Genomic DNA, 24,014 nt, shown 5'->3' with positions numbered 1-24,014 from the left:
CAAACGGGTGATTTAAGTGACTCTGTCACTGAAGATACCGTCGCAGTGATAAGCCAAACCGGTGAGCGCCATAACGCCTTTATTAGCCAAATCGGTTTATCTTCAGATGCAGTGGTCACTCAAACGGGCACAGAAAACCACACCGATATCGAACAAACTGGGATCAATAACACGGCATTAATCATTCAAGATGATGCCAGCAATATAGCCAATGTTACCCAAGCTAACATGGACAATACTGTATCAATTAATCAAAGCGGTTCTGTCGTCGGCATGGGTAATACGGCAGTAGTGGAACAAGTCGGTATCAATGAATCCATCAATATTGTTCAAGTGGGTAATTCAAATATGGTCGATTTTTTTCAATTTAATGTGACTACGGGCCTTACAGTAGAGGTTGAGCAATTAGGTGATAATAATGTCGCCCGAGCGATTTCCGCTGAAGCTACAGCTAATTCAAGTCGCAATAGTCAGTCATTAATTATACAACATGGTAATGGTAATAGAGGGTACGCAGGCTCTTGGGACCGAGGCGGCATCGCCAGCGTGACTCAAATTGGTAATGATAATTCAGGTACCGCTCAAAGTTTTCTTGAAAGTAGCGCGATTATTGATCAAATCGGTAATGGCAATGATGCTCATGCATTTTCAAGATATGGGGAATCTGACATATATATCAGTCAAGTTGGCGATTTAAATGAAGCGTCAGGTGTTGCTCATTATGGTGAAGGTGTTGGTAGTGATATCGATATAATCCAAATCGGTAATGAACATTACGCTCATGTATCAGCAAGTGGAAATGCGAATATTATCGCGGTGACACAAACAGACATGGCGCAGAATGCAAATGTAAGCATAAATGGAAATGGTAACTCTGTAACGATTAACCAAGGATCTGGTATGTAGCTCATACGATTATTAGGAGGCATAAGTCTCTTAATAAGCGCTCTTAATTCGAGCCTCTTAAATGATGTTAGAGATCGAAGCTGTACATACCATTAGCTGAAATGTAGATAAAAGAAATAGCAGTGGCTGAGCAGCTTAATAGTGAAGGCAATACTGTAATAATTGACCATGATGGTTCTTAAACACTGCAGATATTGTCCAGCAAGGTACTTAGGTTCTTCGGCAACCATCACACAAAAGGATGGTAAAAACCCCGCTGCAATATATCAGTAACTCTGTAGCGTAAATGCACTTGCGCTAATAAACGCCAACGGTAAATCTATCGAAAGCTAGCCATATAGCAAAATCCGCTAGAAAAGTGCTAATGGAGCGTTAGCTGCGATCAATCAGTGCTCGATAGTTTTCAAGCTGAAATTTATATTTCTAGCGCGACAATAAATTAGAGTTGTGAAGCCCGTAATGATGCTTATTATTGATAAATTTTTTCATCGCGTCCTTTCAGCATCCCCCCTTTTACATGGATTAATCAAATTTAAATGGGCCATTTGGCTGATATTTTCCAGAAATAAGCTGGTAATACCACATATGTAAATCAGTTTGGTTTCAAGGGGATTATTTCTGTTTATCAGCCTGTTTATCAAGTCGGTTTATCAAATCAGATCGATGCTGGTCAGCCTAGCGCTCTATTTGTATAGCGTCATTATTATTGATTAAATTAGAGGATAATAATCGAGCTTAGGCCTTAATCTGATGGCGAAAAAGCTCAGGGCTAAGAGGTCGCCGTAACCCCGTAGAAACCTGGTCGCAATGGATGAGGCTTAAGGCTGCGGTTCTGCGAATATTGATAACGCCAGAAATAATACAGCGATAGCATAGATAAGCCATCACTGCACAGTCAGTATTGCAGATACAAGTCACTATGGCGCTAGCGATAACAATATCAGCAGTAGACAATCGCGGCTGAGGCATATTTTACACATCCCAATAAATGGCTCATGAAATTCAGTGGAAATTATCCAAATAGCGATATTTAGTGCGTTATTAATTAAATTATGAGAATTGTTTTTTAGTATTACTTTGCTTTCTAAAGTTTAATTATTATTGATGAATTTAAAAATGACATTAATTGAGAGTAGAGCCGTTGTCATTTCTATGTTTTATAAGGCTGTAAAAATGTATTGAGTAGAAAGTATTTATATTGTTAGTTAAATTTATTATTTCGAGCCTTTTATTTTAATCTTCATTAAATACACCAAAAAATCTTCATTAAATCTAATTCAAAACGAATAATTCTCACATTGTTTATGTCAGTTTCCATGTTTTTTTAATTTTAATTGCAATTTTAGCACATACAACCCCAAAGAAAGTACAAAATCTTCAATGTGAAGTTGGGTTTAACTACATGTATTTACTCATTAATTCAATTATAAATGTTGATATTTCGATTTAAGGAATAGTACTAAAGTAGGGGGGGCGATGATTTTTTACCTATTAGTCTATGCAGTTTTAATACTCGAGGAGGATTCAGAATAAATATTAATCATCAATACTTTACACACTGAAAATGTGAAAGGAAATCTCCTTTCAGTATGTTAAAGGCAGAAAGCATGGACGTATTAAAAAGTAAGTATTTACATCGCTTAACTAAGATACTAGCAATTTCATTTGCCTTTGTCGTCTGTCTAGCTTCTTTTCCTACTTTCAGTCAGTCTGATTTAAGTGATTTTGATGAACTTGCCAGTGGGGCTAATTTAGCTCTAGTTTCACAAGATGGCAGTGATAGTTCATTAAGCTTATATCAGTCTGGTAGCGCTAATCGTTTTCAATCTCAACAATTCGGTTTTAATAATTCAATAAATGTTAATCAGCAAGGCTCGCATCATATTGCAGGCCTTAGGCAGTCTGGTGCCAATATTGAGGCTGAAATCTTGCAGATGGGTTTTGGAAATGCGGTTGTTTCGTTGCAACGCGGAGAAAATTTATACCTCGATGTGATGCAAACAGGAACTGGGAACCTAGCTTTAATTAAGCAAAGTGGTTACGACAATTCGATAGAGATCCAGCAGCACGGGTCTGGAAACGCAGTGGGTGTACTTCAATGGGGAAACTCACAAGATGTTGTGATCACCCAAAGATAATTTATCTAACTAAACGTATAGGGAAAGACAATAATGAAACATTCAAAATTAGCTTTATTAATTTCAGCTGTACTATTTGCTTCAACTAGTGCGCATGCTAGTGATGGTAACATGGCAACTGTGGACCAAGTTGGTAATGATAATTCTGTCATGATTACGCAGCAAGTCAATAGCGAGTCAAATGCAGCAACAGTATCACAATCTGGTGATGAGAATTCTGCAGAAGTGACTCAAGCTGATACTTCAAATACTGCAGCTTTTATTACTCAAGTGGGTAATGGGAATGAAGGGGCAATCTCTCAGCATAATTCAACCGCTACAGCATCAGCGACTATTGATACTGAAGGTAGTTTGAATAAAGCGAATATAGTGCAGAAATATTACAATGCCCAAGCTGCAGAAGCGGCAGTAAATCAAGTGGGTGACAGTAATATTGCAACTATTACGCAAGAAAATGCCGATGGCGCATCATCGACCATCAATCAGTTAGGTGATGGTGATACTGCAGAAATTAACAATTATGTGTCTGACTTTGCCGATGCCACCATTAATCAGTCTGTTGGCACTGGTAATGATGCCTACATTGAGCAGGATAATTCAGATGGTGCAGAAGCGACCATATCGCAGGCTGGAGCTGGCAATACAGGTAGCATATTTCAGCAAACAAATACGCTAACAGATAATGCTTTGGAAGAGACAGTCGCGGTAATTGATCAATCTGGCGATAATAACTGGGCAGATATTGTACAAACAGGCTTGTCGAATGATGCTGCAGTGATGCAAATGGGCAATGGTAACGAGGCTTTTGTTACTCAATCTAATTTGAATAATGAGGCTGATGTTAACCAGTCTGGTGATAGCGGTTTGGCTACTGTGATGCAAAGTGGTGTTAATGGTCAAGCTACTGTGGAGCAATCAGACTTTAACCAAACTACAACCGTAACTCAGTCTGGTGACGGTCAAATGGCATTTGTTAATCAAAGTAATGCCAATAATACTGCCACGGTTACCCAAAGCGATATGAGTAACTTAGCGACAGTCAATCAAGCTGGTAGCGGTGATACTGCAACTGTTGTTCAAGCAGGTATTTCAAACGAGGCATTGGTTACTCAATTGCCTGATAGCGTAACAAATACAGTATCTGTATACCAAACTGGTGATGATAACTATGCTGGTGCAAAAACAGGATATAACGCCAACAACACTATTACTATTACTCAAACCGGTAATAGAAACTCTGTGACTGATAACGACAATGCAACTAATTCTTATGGGACCGGTTTTGGTGCGGGTGCATGGGGAAGCAATAATGTTGTCAATGTGACGCAAACTGGTGATGATAATAGCGCTTATGCCGACGGTGCAAGTACTGGCTCAATGGTTGATATTGTACAGGTAGGCAGCTTGAACGAAGCTATTGGAGAGTCTTGGTTTGGTTCAACTAATGACCTTGATATTAGCCAAACGGGCACAGAGCACTTTGCTGATGTTTATATCAGTGGCAGTACAAATGTTATTGCAGTAACACAAACTGATATGGGTAATAATTCGTCAGTAAACACCTTTGGTAATGGTAACTCTGTGACCATTAATCAAGGCGCAGTGATGATGCCTTAATAGTACAAAAGTATATTTAAAATAATTTAAACACTCTTTTGGCTAATAGTATATGTCAGGTTGGCTTGCTAACCTGACTTTATACAATTTCTACAGGTTTGTTTAAGTAATAACATGGAGTGAAGGGTGATGTTTAAAGTTATCAATTGGATGATCGTTTCTCGTTCGCAATTGCTTGTTGACCTACTTGATTGTCGTTGGCCCCAAGAGTTTTTGGTCAAGCTAGCTAAAGCAACTCCAGCAACTATGAGTACTAAATTAAATTCACATGAAATCTCTTTAGTGGTGTTTGATTTAGCTACCATAGATTTACAACAAGCTTATCAATTACAGCGTTTAATCGAACGCGAACACAGCTCGGTGAAAACGGTATTTATTAATTTCCCCAAACAAGTTGATGCAAAATTTTTGATCCACCCAGCTACAACGTTTGGTGTATTTTACAGTGATGCTGAACTTACCGCTATTAGCAGTGGATTTAACGAAATACTTAAAGGTCGCAGCATTATACCCCATGATTTACATAAATCAGTCACTGGTGATGAAGCTGACGATGATAGTGAGCATTTAACCATACGTGAAAGAGAAGTACTTCAAGCGTTACTGGCTGGCAGTACAAATTTGGATATCGCCAATCAATTGTTTGTCAGCGAGAGTACAATTAAAACTCATTTATATCGCGCTTTCAGAAAAATTGGGGTATCCAGTCGCGGTCAAGCAATAGCTTGGGCACAGACTCACATGCATGAGGTTAGAGTATGAAAAGCATCTTATTGATGTTTTTTCTGTTCATCTTTTCAAGTCATGTCATTGCCGCTGGTAATTCAGTAACAAAACCTTTAGTTACTGAATCAAGGTTATCTACAGAGTCAACACTAGATATTAAATCAACTTTAGTGACTGAACCTTCTTTAAAGCAAATCAGCACTAAAAATAAACCGCCAATAGATCAAAGCCACGCAGAAAAGCTTAAGAATGCCAAAGAGCCAACAACGTCAGCGACAGATAAGAATATTCAAAAAGCTCCCAAAACTAAGCCTATTAATATTAATGATGCCGTCCCTAAGGATGAAGCTGATTTAATTGATGGGTTAATCTTAAACCGTGCGATGACCCGACTCGGCCATCGCTTTTACCGTGAATTTGTCGCGGCATACAGAGATATTGGTGGCGAGTCTAAACATACCGGGCTCACCGTTATTGAACAAGCTACAGCAAGAAGTGGTAGCAAAATATTAATACAACAAAACAGAAAAACCGTTTTTGTGACTTTTGTGTCGCCTATTAGTCGGAATATAGATGACCAAGCCAATTATGCCGCTAAACGCGTTAACTCTGCGGTAGTTAAGCAAAATGAACAAGCCGTTTTAGGAGCGTTGTTTGACCCAGATCTCGCACCTGACGAATTCTAAGCATGGAAAGCCAAAATGAAAAAAATAACATTTACTTCAATATTGCTCATTCTTTCAGTTGATTGCTTTGCCACTCAACTTATTTATCAACCAGTAAACCCAGCCTTTGGTGGCAGCTATTTAAATGGCTCATATCTACTGGCTAATGCAGCTGCGCAAAATGACCATGAAAGTAGTGGTGGCTCAGGTTATGTGGCCCCAACAGCATTAGAACGTCTCTCAAGTTCGTTACAGTCTCGGTTGATGAGCCAACTTTTTAATGATGCCGCCAATGGGGGGGAAGGTTATCTATTAACTGATGATTTTGAAATTAATGTCGTTAATGAAGACGGCTCATTGATTGTTCATATTACCGACGTATTAACCGGTGAAACCACCATTATTGAAGTTGGCGGTATTGTTGATGACAGTGTCGGGGGTTAATAATGAAAAAATTAATTATTAGCTTGTGCCTACTATCTTTAACAGCTTGCTCATCAATTGATGAAGAATTTGAAAATATAGATGCCACTTCAAGTTTAATGCCTAAAGGTGAAACTTATTACGATCTAACCAGTTTACCTTTTCCACAAGGTGCGATGGTTGCTGCAGTATATGATTTTCGCGATCAAACAGGACAATACAAGCCCATTCCATCAAGTAACTTTTCAACGGCAGTGCCACAATCCGGTACGGCATTTTTAGCCCAGTCACTTAATGATTCAGCATGGTTTATACCCGTTGAGCGTGAAGGACTGCAAAACCTATTAACAGAACGTAAAATTTTACGGGCAGGACTTAAAGGTGATGCCAGTAAATTACCGCAACTTAATAGTGCGCAGGTATTAATGGAAGGTGGCATTGTTGCCTATGACACAAATATTAAAACGGGCGGTGCTGGAGCACGGTATTTAGGCATTGGCGCTTCAGGTCAATACCGAGTCGATAGCATTACCGTTAATTTACGCGCTGTGGATATTCGAACTGGCCGATTACTCAGTAGTGTTACCACCACCAAATCGGTGATATCAAAAGAAATTACCGCGGGTGTATTTAAGTTTATTGATGCACAAGATTTGTTAGAGGCTGAAGCGGGTTATACTTCCAATGAGCCTGTGAGTTTATGCGTAGTCGCAGCCATTGAGAGCGCTGTTGTGCATCTTATTGCCGATGGCATTTGGAAAGGGGCTTGGAGGCTAGGGGATGCCACTACAGGTTTGCAAAATACTACCTTGCAAAAGTATTGGTTAGAAGCCCATAAAGAAGCGCAAGTCAGTGCCAGAATTAAGCGTGGCTAATTATCCGTCCTGAATAAATAGCCCCTAATTAACAGTCCCTTATGTTTCAATCACGATAAAGGTGCCAATGGCGCCTTTTATGTTTTCTGGGGGTAAACTTCTAGATACACAGACGCAGCCCTTAAGGCGATAACCACATAAGCAGCTTAGCTTTCATTATGGTTAAGTTAATCCAAGCTTTCATTATGTGGTGATCAAAAAGATGCCTAAGAAGTCTAATTGCATAAGGTTTAAAGGTAACCACCAAGAAATATAGCGCTTTTTTTAGCGACTTCAATGTTAATTGCTGGGGATACTTCAAATAAATCCCCTTTAGCATTGATAACAATGATGTGATAATGCCTAGATAAACTCTAAGTAAGTGAGCGTTGCTATAGTTAATCGAGCTGTCAAAATTGGCTTGATAGTGCCAACAACATTCAACAGTGATTAATAGCAAAGTGTTAAACTTGCTTGGCTTAAGTGACAAATGCAGCAGTAGCTATTATATAGTTAAGCAAGCGCTTAGTTGGCTGCTTGATTAGCGCATTCAACAATGATTTTCACTACTTCGATTATAATAACCAAAAGGATGATCAATCATGGCTGAAGAAACCATTTTCAGTAAAATTATACGCCGAGAAATTCCTGCCGACATTTTGTTTCAGGATGAGCTCGTCACCGCTTTTCGCGATATAAACCCACAGGCACCAACACATATTCTGATTATTCCAAACCATTTGATCCCCACAGCCAATGATGTAAAAGCATCTGACGAACTGGCATTAGGGCGAATGATGACAGTTGCGGCAAAGCTGGCTGATGAAGCGGGTATTGCACAAGATGGTTACCGCTTAATCATGAACTGTAATAAACACGGTGGCCAAGAGGTTTACCATATCCATATGCATCTACTTGGCGGTAAGTCACTTGGGCCAATGCTAAGTCGGTTGGATTAATACTAATAACATGAAAATAAACAGTGATTTTTTTCCGTTAACCGGCGTAGCAAGCCGATTTGTTAATCAGCTTGCCCATTGCCGTCGATTGAATATTAGTGCGTTAGAAGCCAGTGAACATCACGTATTACTGGAGTTGCCTTATAGCCAAGATATCATTGGTGACCCAGATACTGGGGTGATACACGGCGGTGTGGTGACTACGATCATTGATACCGCATCCGGCACTTCTGTTGTATGCGCTATTTTAGAGAAGTATAAATCCTTAGAAATATCGCCAACCTTAGATTTACGGGTTGACTACATGAAACCGGCTGAGCCAAACAAACCGCTGTATGCATTTGCAGAATGTTATCGTTTGTCGGCCAATGTGGCGTTTACCCGTGCGATAGCTTATCAAGACAGTATTGATGATCCTATTGCGCATGCTGTTGGCTCATTTATGCGTATTAGTCCAGAAATGGTGGGTGAAGAGTTTAGACAAGCTTTGATGGGCTGCGCTGATGAAGCAAGTGCAGTCAATTCAGCTGCTAATAACCAGCCTGATACTCAAAGTGTTGAAGTTATGCAGGCAGGCAATGCCAGTTTAACTGTGGGCGATATTAATGTTCATGATGTGGTTAAGCGGGCCATTGATTTAAATGACTATAGTTATTTATTAGAGAAAGTCCCTTATACCCAATTTATCGGGATGAGTGTTGATCGCTTTGGTGATGAAATGGTATTTAAGCTGCCAACTAAAGATGACAACATTGGTAATCCTATTCTGCCAGCCATACATGGCGGGGTTATTGCTGGCTTTATGGAAATGTCGGCGATTGTGCAGTTAATGGTATTTATGCAAGCTAAGAAAGTGCCAAAAATTATCGATTTTTCAATTGATTATTTACGTGCGGGTTTACATCAAGATACGTTTGCTGAATGTAAAATTACTCGTCAAGGACGCCGAGTTGCTAATGTTAGCATTAATTGCTGGCAGAAAAATCGTAAGCAGCTAATTGCTACTGCGAGAGCGCATTTCTTGCTTGATCAGTAGAAGTAACACACAGTTGATGCATAGATGAGCAAGCTGTTTGACACTGAGCCGACCATTTATTTTTAATACTTAAAAAAAGGAATTAATGATGACATTAAGAGTAATAATGATATCGCTAGCGTTAATGCTATCAGCCTGTGCTAATCATACCGCGGGAGTCATGGTTAGCTCTAATAGCGAAGTGAGAGTTGATAATAATTCTTTTGCGAGTAAAGTCGCTGTTGAGCAAGTCAATGTCAGAACGCAAGCGGATTTATTGCAAGGTTCTGCATTAATCATTAGCAAGGTGTCAACGGATTTAAGGCTGCAATATAAGTTTACTTGGTTTGATGTTGGTGGCTTTACCATTGAAGATGAAGCAAGCAGCTGGAAGTCATTAAAGCTACATGGCAAACAACAAATGCAGGTTAGCGCCGTTGCCCCTAATGCCAATGCAAGCCGTTTTGAAGTATATGTAAGAGAAGCATTCTCTAACTAAGTGTATCTTTTAAAATATAAAACACGCTTAATTGCGTGTTTTTTGTTTTATAGGCTTAGCTAATCATAAAAATATCTATGTGATAATTTTTTGTACTTAAATAGTTAATAAAAAGTGCCTGTTAGTGCTGTTGCACAGATGAAGGATAGTTTATAATCCGCCGCGCCAAGGGGTGTTTATCGTGTTGATAAACTGAGATGTCTAAAGACAAACCCTTAGAACCTGATCCGGCTCATACCGGCGTAGGAATAGGCTGCATGCTTTGCCGTAAATGTTAGTCATTAACTCAGTCATAAACCAAGTCGTAAACGAAAAACGACACCAATTTAATAACTGATAATTGTAATGACAGTCATGGATGCACATAACTAATTCACTATGCTTGCCGGATCTCAAAATTATAATTTGAGGTCCTATGTCTGTAATAAAATCTAAATCGCCACTAGCGATTGCCATTCTTGCCGTTTTATCCACTTCCGTTGTCGCTCAAACAGAAAATGTTGAACGCGTGGCGCCCGCTGCTGAAAAAATGGAAGTCATAGTGGTTAACGCTGACTTTAGTAATATAGCGCTAGAAAAAGTGCCATCCAGTGTTACCGTCATCGATAGCCAACAATTGCAAGATGAAGGCGCTCAACATTTTGAAGATGTATTAAACTCTATTGCTAATTTTAACTGGTCTGGCGGCAGCTCTCGACCTAAGTATTTCCAGATCCGTGGTGTGGGTGAGCAAGAAGAATATCAAGGTGCACCAAACTCTTCAGTCGGCTTTATTGTTGATGATATCGACTTATCCGGTATCGGCATGGTGTCGAGCATGTACGATATGCAACAAGTTGAAGTACTTCGTGGCCCACAAGGTACACAATATGGTGCTAACGCTTTAGCAGGTCTTATCTATTTAAAAAGTAACGATCCCACCGATGTGTTTGAACATGGTGCACAAGTCTCCCTTGGTGACGATGACTTACAAACCTTCTCCGGTTTTAGCTCTGGCCCAATAACTGACTCTGGTAAGCTACTTTATCGGGTGTCTTTAGAGCAGCATTCACAAAATGGCTACCGCGACAATACTTACCTTGAACGTGAAGATACCAATGGCCGTGATGAATTCACTGCCCGTGCTAAATTGCGTTGGTATGCTGCAGATGATGTGCAACTGGATTTAACCTTTTTACATGCTAATTTTGATAATGGCTATGATGCCTGGACGTTAGATAATAATGGCTTTGAAACTATTACCGATAAGCCTGGTGTTGATGCGCAAAAGACCACTGGTGCTGGCTTAAAAGCCACATTCAGCAGTTTTGAAAAGTTCGAACTCACCTCGTTAACTTCATTTGCACAAACCGATCATCACCATAATTATGACGGCGATTGGGCCAACCCTGATTACTGGGATTCGAAACAATGCAGCATTTATGATGATGACTGGAACGTGATTGGGACTGAGCCATGTGTTTATGATTACACCTGGGATAAACAGGGTGAGCGTAAAACCGTGTCACAGGAACTTCGTATCAGCTCAAACGAAGCTGGCCGAATTTTTAACGATTCGACTGATTGGTTAATGGGCTTATATGGCATGAACCTTCAAGAGGATAATGACTTATATTCTGAATACAATGGCTGGCCAGATGAAGTGCTGCAATCGGAATATGAAGCGACCAACTATGCTATTTTTGCTCAAACCGATACCCAGTTTAGTAATGGTTATGTATTTTCAGCTGGGGTTCGTTTAGAGCGTCGAGAAAGTGAATATTCAGACAGTAATGGTGATAAATTCTCACCTAGCGAAAACATGTGGGGCGGTCATTTAGCGCTATCTAAAGCCATAAACCAAGACCATAATACCTATCTGCGTATTGCTCGCGGTTACAAAGCGGGTGGCTTTAACATGAGTTTGCCAGCTGAATTAGCCGATAAAAAAGAGTTTGATACTGAAATCTTATATAACTACGAGTTAGGGCTCAAATCTTCGTGGTTACAAGGTCAATTAGACACCAACTTGGCATTCTTCTATATGGATCGACGTGATCAGCAAGTGGCGGCATCACAACAAGACCCTGATGATCAGCAGCGCTTCATTCTATTTACCGAAAATGCAGGTAGTGCTGAAAACTACGGCGCCGAAATCGACTTTACCTACTATGCCACCGATAACATTCAATTCTACGGTAGTGCAGGTTGGTTAGAAGCCACCTATGGTGATTATCAATACAAGGATAAATATGGCAATGTCGTAGATTTAACAGGTCGAGAGCAAGCCCATGCGCCAAAATTTACTTATAGCGCAGGCATGAGCTATGTCAGTGATTCTGGCTGGTTTACCAATTTAAATGCTAGCGGTAAAAGTGATTTTTACTACTCTGATAGTAACGAATCAAAGTCAGACGCTTATACTATTTTCAATGCTCGAGTGGGTTATGAAACACAAATGTGGTCAGCGTATTTATGGGGCCGCAACTTATTTGACGAGCAATATGGCACCAGAGGCTTCTACTTTGGTAATGAACCAGACTTAGATTGGGCCGATAAGCAATATGTACGTTTCGGCGATCCACGTCAGCTAGGTATTACCTTAAACGTCAAGTTTATGTAGCTTGGCTGCAAACTATGTTAATTAAAGGGGGCTGTTAACCTGTTGGGTTACAGTTGATTTATTTAATAATAACAATACTTAACACTAAATTGCCGTCATGTTTTGAAAAGTTTTTTACCTTAAACTTTGATAGACTATGACGGTATTTTTATCACGATTAAGGAATTTCCATGAAATTGACTGCCGAAATCAGCATGTATCCATTTAATGAAAACTATTTAGACCCGATAAAGTGGTTTATTGGCCGAGTAGATAGCTACCCTAATATTGAACGTAAAACCAATGCGATGGCGACTCAGGTGTGCGGTGAATACGCAGATGTGATGGCCATGCTAGCAACCGAAATGGAAGCGGCCCATCAAAAATGGGGCAAAGCAGTATTTGTATGTAAATTTATTGGTGGCGAGCTTGATTTAAGCCACACCGAATAACCTGTAAATTCATCATAGTAATGAAATAGTAGCCAACGTTATGTTATCTGAGATCGTTCAATCAATACAAATTGCCATTACTGAAGTGTCTGTAATGACAGGCTGGGAAGCTGTTGCAGTGATTCTGGCAATTGCGTATTTGATATTAGCCATGAAAACCAATATTTGGTGTTGGGCGGCAGCCTTTGCCAGTACTGCCATATACACAGTGCTGTTTTGGAATGTGTCATTGTTGATGGAATCAGTGCTAAATGTATATTACATGGCGATGGCGATTTATGGCTTTTGGCTGTGGCGCTATGGTGCTGACAGTCGTCATCAAACTGAACTGCCAATTATTAGTTGGTCTCTAAACAAACACTTAGTGATTATTGCCGTTACTAGTGGTGTATCCTTGATTGTGGGCTACTTAATGGCCACAAATACAAGTGCTTCGTTTCCATATCTTGATGCATTAACAACCTGTTTTGCGGTGATGACTACTTATCTAGTGGCGAAAAAGGTAATAGAAAATTGGTATTACTGGATGGTGATTAATTCGCTATCAATTTACTTATACCTTCAAAAAGGTTTAATGCTAACTTCTGGTTTACTTATCCTGTATTTATTTATGGCTGTCAGCGGTTACTTTATGTGGCGTAAAAAAATGCTGCAAAATCATGCACCAGATGATGCAGCCTTAGCAAGCTAATGGCTATTTAGATAATGAGTCACTTTAACCCATGGCAATGGCTACCTGCGGATATTAATCGCCAATTACCGAATATATTAGCCGATAAGATTGAAGCAGATTGTCATGGGGTTAAAGTGTTATCTGATGGATTAAGTAACCAAAACTTCCATATAGCCTTAAGTGATAGCGATTGGGTATTACGGGTTAATCAAGATAATGCCCCGTGGTGTGAACGAGACAACGAAGTGAGCAGTTGGCGCTTGGTTGAAGCCATTAATCGGGCGCCTAAATTAATTTGGCTTAGTGATGATAAACGCTTTTACCTAAGTCAGTTTATACCTGAAAATAATCACTTATGGTCAAATTATGTCGCCGAGTTTAGTTTTTATGATAACAAGCGCCCACAGCAGTCGGTGTTTGCGGCGCTAGACCCTGTTGCTCACCTACTGGGGTTATTAACCCCGCTATCAAAATTACCTTTGCCGACGAAACAAATTACCATGACTCAGCAATGGCAAGTTTATGTAAACTCATTATCTGACTTAGGCAACTCAATTGCTGATGCAAGCGTCGCAAACAAAGGCGATGCTGATGAAACTCAGGCGTTAGTGACATGGCAGCAGCTTTATCGAAAATTAACCAGTAAATATGCCCAAATGGCTATTTGGCTTGAACAACTAGAAACCTGCGTGATTTCGCCGCAGTTCTGTCACCGAGATTTGTCGCCGTATAATTTACTGTTTGATGGTAAACAACTTAAGTGTATTGATTTTGAATATTGCGCTGCCAGTCATCCGCTGTTTGATTTAGTCGCCGTGGTGGTGACGCATCAATTAACTCAAGAGCAAGTAAAACAACTGACGGAAAAATATCTACAACATCAGCTGAATTTGACTCATGATTGTACTGACTACCTCGCTGAAATGGCTCATTGCTTTTGGCTATTTGCCGCAGCTTGGGCTTTAATGATGGCAGCTAACCAGCAATTATCTCCTCAGCAATATTTTAACTTATTCAACAAATACCTATCTTTAGTGCCATAAGGCTATTATTCTTAACTTATGCTGTTTGTAGGGGAGAATGACCGTTGAAAAAGCCATTAATTCCAATATTACTTGTTATCTTTTTAGCAGGATGTTCCACCAAATTTAGTTACTTCTTTCTCGACTGGGCCATTGAGTGGCGCGTTGATGAATATGTAGAATTAGATAAATCTCAACAAGCTCAATTTGATAAGCTGCTAGATAAGTTTTTGCTTTGGCATCAACAGCAAGAATTGGCTCGCTATAGCGAGCAGCTGCAGCAACTTTCCGACAATATTAATAAACACACGCTCACCATTGAAATTTGGGAGCAACAAGTTACTGCAGCTAAAGCCCATTGGTTTCGTGTTTTTGAATTTTTACTACCCGATTTACTACCTATTATTACTAGCTTAAGCGATCAACAAGTTAAATCTATTATTACTCAGCTTAAACTTGATAATGATGAATTAAATGCCAAGTATGCAGGAAAAAACCAACTAGAATTAGTCGCCGATGCCAACAAAAGAACCATCAATCGGGTTGATGATTGGTTAGGAAGCACCACAGCAGAACAAGAAGTGTTAATTAAAGCGTTTAATCAACAGCGTTTAGCAACCCTTGATATGTGGCTAGAGTATCGACTTGAATGGTTACGTCAGTTTGAAACTGCGCTGAGTCAACGAGATGATACAGCCTTACTTGAGCAGAGAATGCGGTTATTAATGACCCAGCCAGATGAATTAAAATCGGCAATCTATCAGCAAAATGCAGATAGAAATACTCGATTATTTGGTCAGTTAATGATTGAAATTAATCACAGTTTATCCAGCAAGCAGCGCCGTCATTTAAACAAAAAAATAGTCACGTTAATTGAGGATTTACAAGATCTGTCTGACGATGTGGAGCGTTAATTTATAGCTGATGTAAATAGATGAAATAAAACTTGTTATTCCAAGGTCTAATGATGTAATTATCGCAGCAAGGTTAAGGAATTATCATGGTGAACCTTTATCAGCAATTTTTAAGTTTATTAAGGCACATTGAAGGCATAGCACCACTGGCTTTGCGACTTTATTTAGCCCCAGTATTAATGCAAGCAGGTTATAACAAGTTATCTAATTTTAGTGACACAGCGGCTTGGTTTGGTAATCCTGATTGGGGTTTAGGTATACCTATGCCTGAAGTCATGACCGCATTAGCTGCCGGCACCGAATTATTTGGCGGAGCGCTACTGCTGATAGGCTTAGCTACACGTTTAGTGGCCATCCCTATGATGGTAACCATGTTAGTTGCGGCGTTTGCGGTGCACATTAATAATGGCTGGTTGGCCATTGCTGATGCCAGTGCCTGGCTTGCTAACGATAATGTCACCGCTTCTGCTGAAAAGCTTGCTGCGGCTAAAGCACTTTTACAGCAACATGGTAATTACGAATGGCTCACAAGCTCAGGCAACTTTGTTATTTTAAATAATGGTATTGAGTTTGCCATAACCTATTTCATCATGTTGCTTGCGCTGTTATTTATGGGCGGAGGCCGATATACCAGCGTGGATCACTTTATTGCCAAGCGTGCTAGCTAGCGATTAATAACCTCATCTAACAATTTATCATGACATGTAAAAATCCCACTTTAATGTGGGATTTTTGTTAATATTCTTGAGAGATTAATTATCGGCGTGGACATGTGTCTGCGCAATGAAAAGACAGGGATTTTGCAATTGGACGCTTCAGAATTATTACTTACTCGCCAGTCAACACCTCGTTTAACAACGCCTGCGCCGAATGAACAACAATTGGACTTCATTCTTAATGCTGCTGCCAGAGTGCCAGATCACGGCGCTTTAACCCCTTGGGAATTTATTATCGCCACTGATGCAGGGTTAGAGACCTTAGCAGAGATATTTGTTACGGCGGCTAAGTCTAAAGGGGCGGATGAAACCTTTTTAACCAAAGTGAAAGGGATGCCACACCGAGCGCCAATGGTCATTACTGTCGTCGCTAAAAGTCAGTCACATCCTAAAGTGCCATTATTAGAGCAGCAGTTAGCCGCGGGCTGCGCCACCATGGCAATGCAACAAGCAGCGTTTTCTTTAGGATTGGGCGCAGTTTGGCGTACTGGTGACTTTGCTTTTAACGCGATGGTTAATCAAGGTTTGGGTATTGCCGCTGAAGATCAAATCGTGGGCTTTTTGTATATCGGCACCCCTGCGGTTAAAGCGCCGCTTAAACCGTTAAAACCAGGCCGACAATTCGCTCGATATTTATAACCTGTTTCTATGAAGTGGGCTTATCAACTTAATTGCTGAGCTCGAGAACAGTGCTAATTATAAAGGCGATCAAAAGCGTTAATAAAAATATAGTGACTCCAGTTGTGGAATCACTATATTTAATATTTTTAAATAAAAATGTTTGAGTTACCTAGGTCGGTGACTTTGCTCGTTATAATTAAATGTCTTAGTCGCTTGGGTCTAATGCATCTAACGGCAGCAAATTCTGATATAAGTAATAGCCTAACGGGCCTAAAAATAGGCTTATTGTTCCCCATAGATAACGTTTAACGTTATCTATCTTTGCTGCTGTGTTAATCGCGCGATAGCAAAACATAATATGCAATACGATTAACAGCGGTATGAGTACAAGCACCAAATCCATTTGTTCCATGTCTACATCCTTGGTTACTGCATGAGAGGATTACCTAAGCTTAATCCTATTTTGGAGATTAGCTGCTTAATCACTATAAAATCCATCTTATAGTTGACTTAACATAGCGCATTTACAGTACTTTTATCAATCATATATATGAATAACTATACAAAAGATTGATCTGTTGTTGCTAATATAAGCAGTTAGTAATATATCGACGCTATTTGAGGTAATGTTGCTGGGTTAAATCATCTAACCAGAGAGAGTGTTTTTTCATAACCATTTTAAATAAATCACTTTCTAGATGGATTTTGAGCCATTGTTTTACATTTTTATATGGGCTTTGCTGGAACCAGAGCTTATTAACATGTGCAAATTGTCTTACAAACGGAAAAATAGCGTAGTCAGCCATCGAGGGTGAGTCTGACAACAGTTGTTTATTATCAGACAGCTTTTCTTCTAAAATTTCAATGAATTCACAGGCTTTAATGCGGTAATACTCTTCAGGATACTCAAGGTGTCTATCAGCATACTTGTATTTGTCTAGCCAAGGTTTAAATTGAAAATCATTCAATTCAATCAGATCAATTGCTGCTTTATCGGTTATAGAGCAGACTAAGCTTACATAAGCACTGTTGCATAAATATTCAGTATCAGCACAAGAATAATGACTTAATACATACTTGAAGATATCAATGCTTTCGTCTAATACTTTAGGACGATTAATTTGCGGATCATTCAGTACTAATACTGGTACTGTGCCTTTTGGCGACAGCTTTAGCATTTCTGCAGGTTTATTACGTAACTCAATTTCTCTTAATTCAGGATTTAACGAACTTAAATGCAAGCCTATACGCGCTCTCATCGCATAAGGGCAGCGCCTGAAGGTATAAAGAATAGCGGAAGACATATATAACTAGACCTTGTTATCGTGAAGTAAACAATGAGTGAGCTTATTCTATGTTTTTTATCTGTGGGTGTGTGAACTTTTTGCTTAGGTTGTCGGTTGGTTTTGCGGGTTTGTTGAAACATATGTGTTTACTGACACGAACTGAAGACGCTGCATTACGCCTAGCTATGGTTGTGTGATTAAGTTACAATTTCGCGCCATAATTTGAGGTTGATCACTCTTTTGTGCTTATTTGTCCTTAATCGTTATTAATTGCACTGGAAATTAAGTTCCAGCTAGCGGAGATATTCATGTCACAAGTTGTCGTTTGCGTGTTATATAAGTTTGTTGCTTTACCGCATTTTGAATCAATAAAAGCGCCATTATTAGCCCATATGGAGCAACAAGAAATTAAAGGCACTTTATTACTGGCCAGTGAAGGTATTAACGGCACAGTAGCAGGCTCGCAACAAAGTATTGATAGCCTGTTAGCCTGGTTGGCGTCACAAGATGGCTTAAATGAAATTGTGTATAAATTATCCTTTGACGACAACATGCCATTTTACCGCACCAAAGTGAAACTCAAGAAAGAAATTGTCACTATGGGGGTTGAAGGGATTGATCCAAGGGAAGTGGTAGGGACATACGTTAAACCAAAAGATTGGAACAAACTGATCTCAGATCCTGAGGTGTTATTAGTCGATACCCGTAACGATTATGAAGTACAAATCGGCACCTTCAAAAATGCAGTTAACCCTGTAACTGAAACCTTCAGAGAGTTTCCTCAATACGTCAAAGAAAACCTCGATCCAACTAAGCACAAAAAAGTCGCCATGTTCTGTACCGGTGGCATTCGCTGTGAAAAATCCACCGCTTACCTTAAAGAGCAGGGTTTTGATGAGGTGTATCACCTTGAAGGCGGGATTTTAAAATACCTTGAAGAAGTGAACCAAGAGCAAAGCCTGTGGCAAGGTGAGTGTTTTGTATTTGATAATCGGGTGGCGGTAAATCATGATTTAGATAAAGGTATTTACGATCAATGTAATGCTTGCCGCATGCCAATCACACAAGAAGAAATGCAGACCCCAGCTTTTGTTCAAGGCGTCAGTTGTCCACACTGTATCGATAAAATTTCAGATGAGCAGCGTCAACGTTTTATTGAACGTGAAAGACAGGTTCAACTGGCTAAACAGCGTGGCGAAGCCCATATAGGTAGTGACGTTAAACAAGTTATTCAGCAAAGACGTCAATATAAAGAAAGCGTGAAGCTAGCCCAAAATGAAGCTAAATAATTAGAGTCACTAAAGGTCGATTAAGCCAGTTTGATGAAAGCATCCATTGTCATGTGGGTGCTTTTTGTATTGATTTTAGCTTTTTGAGGCTGATGTTATTTTTACTGTGCCTAAACAAGTCATTATTATAAATGAAACAGGTTGCTGGATTTAGCAGCGAAAGATTTGTTATTGCTAAAGTGAATAACAAATCTTAATCAGCTTATGTTATTTTTAGCATTGATCTAGAAATATAAAGTTGGAAGTTAATGTTTATTGGTTTTGATTACGGCAGTGCAAACTGCTCAGTGGGTATCGAGCAAGATGGTCAGGTGACACTTATTCCGATTAATGGTGATAGTTGTTTCTTATCTTCAACCTTATATGCCATGGATAGAGAACTTATCGCTGAAGCTGTTTATCACCGCATTGCGGATGAGTTAAAACCACAATATGGCCACTTGCGTTCATCGCAATTAAGCCGCGCCAGACAAGTCCGCCATGAGTTGGATATTTACCCAGACGAGCAAGTGGTATTTGTTGGTCCAGAAGCAATTGAAGCCTATTTGGAATTACCCGATGAAGGTTTTTACGTCCGGTCACCAAAATCATTTTTAGGCGCTAGTGGTTTAAGGGTCGATCAAGTGGCGTTATTTGAAGATATTGTCACCTTAATGATGCTTGAAGTGATGTCTCGGGCTAAAGCAGTAATTAAAGAGCCGATCACCAAAGCTGTCATTGGCCGACCTGTTAACTTTCAAGGTGTTGGCGGTGAGGAAAGTAATCAGCAAGCACAAGCTATTTTAGAAACAGCGGCTAAAAGAGCAGGCTTTGAACAAGTAAGCTTTTTATTTGAACCTATGGCTGCTGCGATGGATTATGAAGCGTCAATGACGTCCCACAAAACCGTACTAGTGGTTGATGTTGGCGGCGGCACCACCGATTGCTCTATGGTAAAAATGGGCCCAGAGTTACAACATAAAACCGATCGTAGTGATGATGTGCTTGGCCATAGTGGTCAGCGTGTTGGCGGTAATGATCTTGATATTGCCGTTGCCATGAACTGTTTTATGCCGCATTTAGGCCTAGGCTCTACATTAAAAAATAACCTTACAGTACCGCGACAACCATTTTGGAATGGCGTTGCTGTTAATGACATTAGTGCTCAGCGAGAATTTGGCTCTATTGCGACGGCTAAATTAATTGACGAACTCATTAAAGATGCCGAGCAACCAGCGCTTCTTAAACGACTTAAATCATTACGCTTGCATCAAATGAGCTATCAATTCGTTCGTCAAGCAGAGCAGTGCAAAATTGGCCTGTCACAGCAGACAGATTTTGATACAGATTTATCCTTTATTGAAGCGAACTTTGAGATTAATGTCTTACAGGATGCCTTTGAAGCTGCAGTTCAGCAACCTGTTAGCAAATTAATCACTATTATGAAGCAAGCTGTTGAGTCAGCAAGCGCCGAGCCTGATGTGGTTTATGTCACTGGCGGCACCGCAAAAAGTCCGGTGATCCACCAATGTATTTCAAGCCAATTTAGTGAAGCAGAAATTATTGTCGGCGACCATTTTGGCAGTGTAACCAGTGGTTTAGTGCGTTGGGCGGGTAAAGTTTTTCAGCACTAATTTTTTAGCTGTGATTTAACTGTAAGCATTTAAGCATAAGCCAGTTACAACAGGTGTTATTAATCGTGTTGTAGCCAGTAAGGATAAACATCAATATGGTTCGAGCAATGATTCAAAACACGCCGGTAAATAAAATAACTGCAATGGCATTAGTGCTAGGGACTAGCTTATTAACCATGAGTTGCAGTGACGATGTTGGCAAGGTGAGTTTAGGGATGTTTACCACCAAAGACATTAAACTTAATAAGATGGTTGACCCACTAGTACCTGGGGTAACTTGTCATGTTGCCAGTATCGAAGCGGATTTAAGCTTTTCAGATCCATCCGATTCATCTATTTCATGTCGTCAAACCGGTGAAATTACCTCGCAAATGATCGACGCTATTGATAAGTCGGCATCAGGTGAGATTGTATTTAAAAAGTCTAAAAGTATTTTCTTTAAAACCATGAAAATCAGACGTATTTTAGATGCAGAAAATCAAACTCTGATGTATGTGTCTTATTCGACCAAGGAAACATCGGGTAGTTACAAACACAGCTTATCTACGGTGCCATTATGGGGCACTAAAGCTTATCAACAGCCACAAGCGGCGTACTAGTTTTTAAGCTAACTCACACGATTATTAGCATGAGGAGGGTAAATGGATTGTCCTTATTGTAAACAACAGCTTCATGTTGACGCACTAAAGTGTTGCCATTGCTTAGAATATCTATCTGATCATATTTGTCCAGATTGCCACAGTAGCTTGCCTAAAGATGCTGTGGTGTGCCGCCATTGTCATTATCGATTCAGCCAAATTTCAATCAGTGCGACTGAATTAACCATGGCATTTAAAGCCGAATTATTGGCATCGGTTTTATTTCGATTTAGATTGTTACCCCAAGAAATCGAAACTGATGTGGATAAAATTTGCATCAATGCACCGGGGCTATTTCGTTTGTGGAATAACACCGATGAAGTCCCGTGGAATAAAGTTGCCGGATTTAATTATCGCAGCGGCATTATTTGGGACCGCATCGAAATTGAAACCCGCGGTCAAAAGCCCAGTGTCATTTTGGGCTTGTCAAAGCACAATAGTGAGCAGTTACGAAAATTACTGCAATCTATTGTTAATGCTAATTAATTTTCTACTCGTCACATTATTATTAAGCGTGTTCAGATAATAATGTGACGGGGTTAAAGTGAAAATTGACAAGCCTCTCCATCCATAAGCAATGTTTTAAATTGCCGCTAAAAATGCATCCTTTAAACTGTCGTCTCTACTTCAGGGTGATTTACAGCATCATGTTGCTCTGCTCTACGTAGCATTAGCGCAATCACTTTAGAACACACTAAAGCCACTGCGACCATCACTACCGCCATGATAGTTAACATTTGAAAATAGTCACCATACATGTTTTGGGCGATGTCTTGGGTCAAGACTTGTCCTTTTTCAAGGGCAATATGAGTTGATAGCACTGCGCCCACAATCCCACTTAAAGCGATTGCCACTGAAAATAGGCTAACAGAAAAGTTTTCAATATGTGCGGGGGCAACAGACAAAATAAATGCCACTACCATTGAGCCGACAATCACTTCAGCAAGCGCTTGAAAAAAGTGCACTGCAAAAAAGACTTCAGGTCTAATGGTGACATCTGGGCCGATGTTTGAGATGAAATAGGTTAATATCCCAAATGCGATAGCTGTCATCACAAACGCCACCGACACCTTGGTTGCAGTCGACAGGTTAATGCCTTTTTTCTCTAAGGCAGAAAAAGCCATGGCGACCACAGGACCGCCAACCATACACCAGAGTGGGTTCATCGCCATTGCCGCTTCTGGCTGCAGGGGAATAAAGCCAAACAAATTGCCGCTCAGGGTATTAATGGCAACAATGTTCATTGATGTCATCATTTGTCCGTAATACACGAAAAAGCAGGTCGTTAAAAAAGTGGCAATTAAAATGGTGCCCATTCTAAGTTTTTCTGCGTGACCTACCTGAAACATCAAAGCAATGAAGTAACCAATTGCCATTAAGCCAATGGCATAAACGATATTTTGTCCAATTTCCATATTTGAGAACATGAAAAACACTAGGCTAACCATGGCGAAAGAAATAACAGCAAAGCCAAACCAGGCTTTAATTGATAGTGATTTTTGATCGATAGGTTTTCCTAAAGCTGAAAAAGGCTTTTTGAGCACCACAAGAACGAATAGGGCAACAGCTGCCAATATGGCAGAAAGCATGAAACCGCCAGTAAAACCAATATACAGAATTAACATCGGGAACAAATACTGCCCAGCAAAGGCGCCAATATTATTGACCGAGTAATTGATTGGGAAACCTTGTTCAAACTCTTTTTGAGAGTTAAATGTTCTTCTATAAAGGCTTGGGTAAGATGGCGACATTAACCCGCGGCCATAACTAGCGAGTGCTATACCAGCCATTGCGGTAGGGACATGTAATGAGGATGCGCCCACGACCAGTAGAATATAACCGGTAACAAATGCAGCATAACTAATGGTGAGTGAGCGATAAGCACCGAGTAATTTATCGGCGATAAAACCGCCTGCAATAGCAAATAATGGCCCGATAGCGGCGAATGCGCCGACAACCATCATGGTCTCGGATTCACCGTAATTGAGTTCTTCTAGAAAAAAGCGCGTAAGGCTGACGAGCACGCCATAAAAAGATAAGCCAAAAAGCATTTGGCAGACCATCATCGACTTGTTGAGTTTATTCCACATTTTTTAGGCCCTGATATTTGTATGTCGCTAACGACAATTGCCCACGAGCACTGTGACTCATGAGAGAAAGGTCGTTGTTCACACCTTGATTGCAGCAAGGGAATTGAGGGAAATTAGCAATTGTTTGATGAACTTCTGAATCGCTTATGTAGGACGCGACCCTACAAAAAGGGCTAAGGATTTTGATGCTGACGATCCAAAGTGATTGGCTTAAAATAGCGTATAGGTTGATTAATTCAGCAGTGACGCCATGGGGGCATTATAAAACAGTCACATAAGCTATTTTCATTGAGATATTTACTGACGATAAATCAGCT

The 24,014-nt window shown here is 40.1% G+C and carries 23 protein-coding genes, 1 pseudogene and 1 riboswitch; of the genes and pseudogenes, 21 read left to right on the top strand and 3 right to left on the bottom strand.

Annotated features, from left to right (window positions below; genetic code table 11):
* From AB4160_RS07930 to AB4160_RS07850, 17 genes and pseudogenes are all read left to right on the top strand, one after another.
* Positions 1-906 (top strand): annotated as a pseudogene (locus AB4160_RS07930) (hypothetical protein); the annotation flags it as partial.
* 1,589 nt (positions 907-2,495) lie between these two features.
* Positions 2,496-3,044 carry a curlin gene (locus tag AB4160_RS07925; protein WP_372004153.1) on the top strand — a complete coding sequence of 183 codons (549 nt, stop codon included), beginning with the start codon at positions 2,496-2,498 and terminating at the stop codon, positions 3,042-3,044.
* A gap of 33 nt (positions 3,045-3,077) precedes the next feature.
* Positions 3,078-4,661 (top strand): beta strand repeat-containing protein, encoded by a 1,584-nt coding sequence (locus AB4160_RS07920; protein ID WP_372001995.1) that lies wholly within the window; start codon positions 3,078-3,080, stop codon positions 4,659-4,661.
* A gap of 129 nt (positions 4,662-4,790) precedes the next feature.
* Positions 4,791-5,423, top strand: a complete 633-nt coding sequence (locus tag AB4160_RS07915) for a LuxR C-terminal-related transcriptional regulator (protein WP_102439587.1) — start codon at positions 4,791-4,793, stop codon at positions 5,421-5,423.
* The gene (locus AB4160_RS07910) at positions 5,420-6,073 is read left to right on the top strand and encodes a curli production assembly/transport protein CsgE (RefSeq protein ID WP_241901032.1); all 654 of its coding nucleotides are present in this window, start codon (positions 5,420-5,422) and stop codon (positions 6,071-6,073) included. Before AB4160_RS07915 ends, AB4160_RS07910 begins: the two co-directional genes overlap by 4 nt.
* A 15-nt stretch (positions 6,074-6,088) precedes the next feature.
* Positions 6,089-6,496 carry a curli assembly protein CsgF gene (locus AB4160_RS07905; RefSeq protein WP_102439588.1) on the top strand — a complete coding sequence of 136 codons (408 nt, stop codon included), beginning with the start codon at positions 6,089-6,091 and terminating at the stop codon, positions 6,494-6,496.
* Between the two features lie 2 nt (positions 6,497-6,498).
* Entirely contained in the window at positions 6,499-7,350 is an 852-nt protein-coding gene (locus AB4160_RS07900; RefSeq protein ID WP_076536135.1) for a CsgG/HfaB family protein, read from the top strand.
* Between the two features lie 581 nt (positions 7,351-7,931).
* Positions 7,932-8,288, top strand: coding sequence for a purine nucleoside phosphoramidase (gene hinT / locus AB4160_RS07895; protein ID WP_102439590.1), 357 nt, complete (start codon positions 7,932-7,934; stop codon positions 8,286-8,288).
* A 10-nt stretch (positions 8,289-8,298) separates the two neighbouring features.
* A complete protein-coding gene (locus tag AB4160_RS07890; protein ID WP_102439591.1) occupies positions 8,299-9,324 on the top strand; it encodes a PaaI family thioesterase in 1,026 nt (341 codons plus the stop codon).
* Positions 9,325-9,409: 85 nt separating this feature from the next.
* Positions 9,410-9,802, top strand: coding sequence for a YcfL family protein (locus tag AB4160_RS07885; RefSeq protein ID WP_372001998.1), 393 nt, complete (start codon positions 9,410-9,412; stop codon positions 9,800-9,802).
* Between the two features lie 158 nt (positions 9,803-9,960).
* Positions 9,961-10,069: riboswitch (TPP riboswitch) on the top strand.
* A gap of 148 nt (positions 10,070-10,217) precedes the next feature.
* Complete coding sequence (locus tag AB4160_RS07880) at positions 10,218-12,404, top strand: TonB-dependent receptor (protein WP_102476405.1); 2,187 nt, start codon at positions 10,218-10,220, stop codon at positions 12,402-12,404.
* Positions 12,405-12,574: 170 nt separating this feature from the next.
* A complete protein-coding gene (locus AB4160_RS07875) occupies positions 12,575-12,835 on the top strand; it encodes a hypothetical protein (RefSeq protein WP_076536145.1) in 261 nt (86 codons plus the stop codon).
* Between the two features lie 40 nt (positions 12,836-12,875).
* Complete coding sequence (gene pnuC / locus AB4160_RS07870; RefSeq protein WP_102439594.1) at positions 12,876-13,526, top strand: nicotinamide riboside transporter PnuC; 651 nt, start codon at positions 12,876-12,878, stop codon at positions 13,524-13,526.
* A gap of 14 nt (positions 13,527-13,540) precedes the next feature.
* Positions 13,541-14,551 carry a phosphotransferase gene (locus AB4160_RS07865; protein ID WP_372004151.1) on the top strand — a complete coding sequence of 337 codons (1,011 nt, stop codon included), beginning with the start codon at positions 13,541-13,543 and terminating at the stop codon, positions 14,549-14,551.
* A 44-nt stretch (positions 14,552-14,595) separates the two neighbouring features.
* The gene (locus AB4160_RS07860; protein WP_102531781.1) at positions 14,596-15,444 is read left to right on the top strand and encodes a DUF6279 family lipoprotein; all 849 of its coding nucleotides are present in this window, start codon (positions 14,596-14,598) and stop codon (positions 15,442-15,444) included.
* Between the two features lie 86 nt (positions 15,445-15,530).
* Positions 15,531-16,112, top strand: a complete 582-nt coding sequence (locus AB4160_RS07855) for a DoxX family protein (RefSeq protein ID WP_372004149.1) — start codon at positions 15,531-15,533, stop codon at positions 16,110-16,112.
* Between the two features lie 138 nt (positions 16,113-16,250).
* Positions 16,251-16,799 carry an NAD(P)H nitroreductase gene (locus AB4160_RS07850; RefSeq protein WP_102439615.1) on the top strand — a complete coding sequence of 183 codons (549 nt, stop codon included), beginning with the start codon at positions 16,251-16,253 and terminating at the stop codon, positions 16,797-16,799.
* Positions 16,800-16,986: 187 nt separating this feature from the next.
* Here AB4160_RS07850 and AB4160_RS07845 read toward each other — a convergent pair whose 3' ends face one another.
* Complete coding sequence (locus AB4160_RS07845; RefSeq protein ID WP_076536156.1) at positions 16,987-17,193, bottom strand: hypothetical protein; 207 nt, start codon at positions 17,191-17,193, stop codon at positions 16,987-16,989.
* Positions 17,194-17,395: 202 nt separating this feature from the next.
* Positions 17,396-18,085, bottom strand: a complete 690-nt coding sequence (locus AB4160_RS07840) for a glutathione S-transferase (protein ID WP_102439598.1) — start codon at positions 18,083-18,085, stop codon at positions 17,396-17,398.
* A gap of 290 nt (positions 18,086-18,375) precedes the next feature.
* On the opposite strand from AB4160_RS07840, the gene AB4160_RS07835 reads away from it, so the two are divergent.
* The 4 genes from AB4160_RS07835 (at position 18,376) to AB4160_RS07820 (ending at position 22,093) form a co-directional block, all read left to right on the top strand.
* Positions 18,376-19,356 carry a rhodanese-related sulfurtransferase gene (locus AB4160_RS07835; RefSeq protein ID WP_372004147.1) on the top strand — a complete coding sequence of 327 codons (981 nt, stop codon included), beginning with the start codon at positions 18,376-18,378 and terminating at the stop codon, positions 19,354-19,356.
* Positions 19,357-19,604: 248 nt separating this feature from the next.
* Positions 19,605-20,969, top strand: coding sequence for a molecular chaperone (gene yegD / locus AB4160_RS07830; protein WP_102439600.1), 1,365 nt, complete (start codon positions 19,605-19,607; stop codon positions 20,967-20,969).
* Between the two features lie 143 nt (positions 20,970-21,112).
* A complete protein-coding gene (locus tag AB4160_RS07825; protein WP_102439616.1) occupies positions 21,113-21,568 on the top strand; it encodes a CreA family protein in 456 nt (151 codons plus the stop codon).
* Positions 21,569-21,610: 42 nt separating this feature from the next.
* Positions 21,611-22,093: a zinc ribbon domain-containing protein gene (locus AB4160_RS07820; RefSeq protein WP_102439601.1), complete on the top strand. Its 483-nt coding sequence runs from the start codon at positions 21,611-21,613 to the stop codon at positions 22,091-22,093.
* Positions 22,094-22,215: 122 nt separating this feature from the next.
* Here AB4160_RS07820 and AB4160_RS07815 read toward each other — a convergent pair whose 3' ends face one another.
* Positions 22,216-23,697: a peptide MFS transporter gene (locus AB4160_RS07815; protein WP_372004145.1), complete on the bottom strand. Its 1,482-nt coding sequence runs from the start codon at positions 23,695-23,697 to the stop codon at positions 22,216-22,218.
* Between the last annotated feature and the right edge of the window lie 317 nt (positions 23,698-24,014).

Source organism: Shewanella sp. 10N.286.51.B8, from assembly GCF_041469325.1.
Lineage (GTDB): Bacteria > Pseudomonadota > Gammaproteobacteria > Enterobacterales > Shewanellaceae > Shewanella.
The sequence above is the reverse complement of the archived record's forward strand: the minus strand, read 5'-3'. Positions and strand labels throughout refer to the sequence as shown.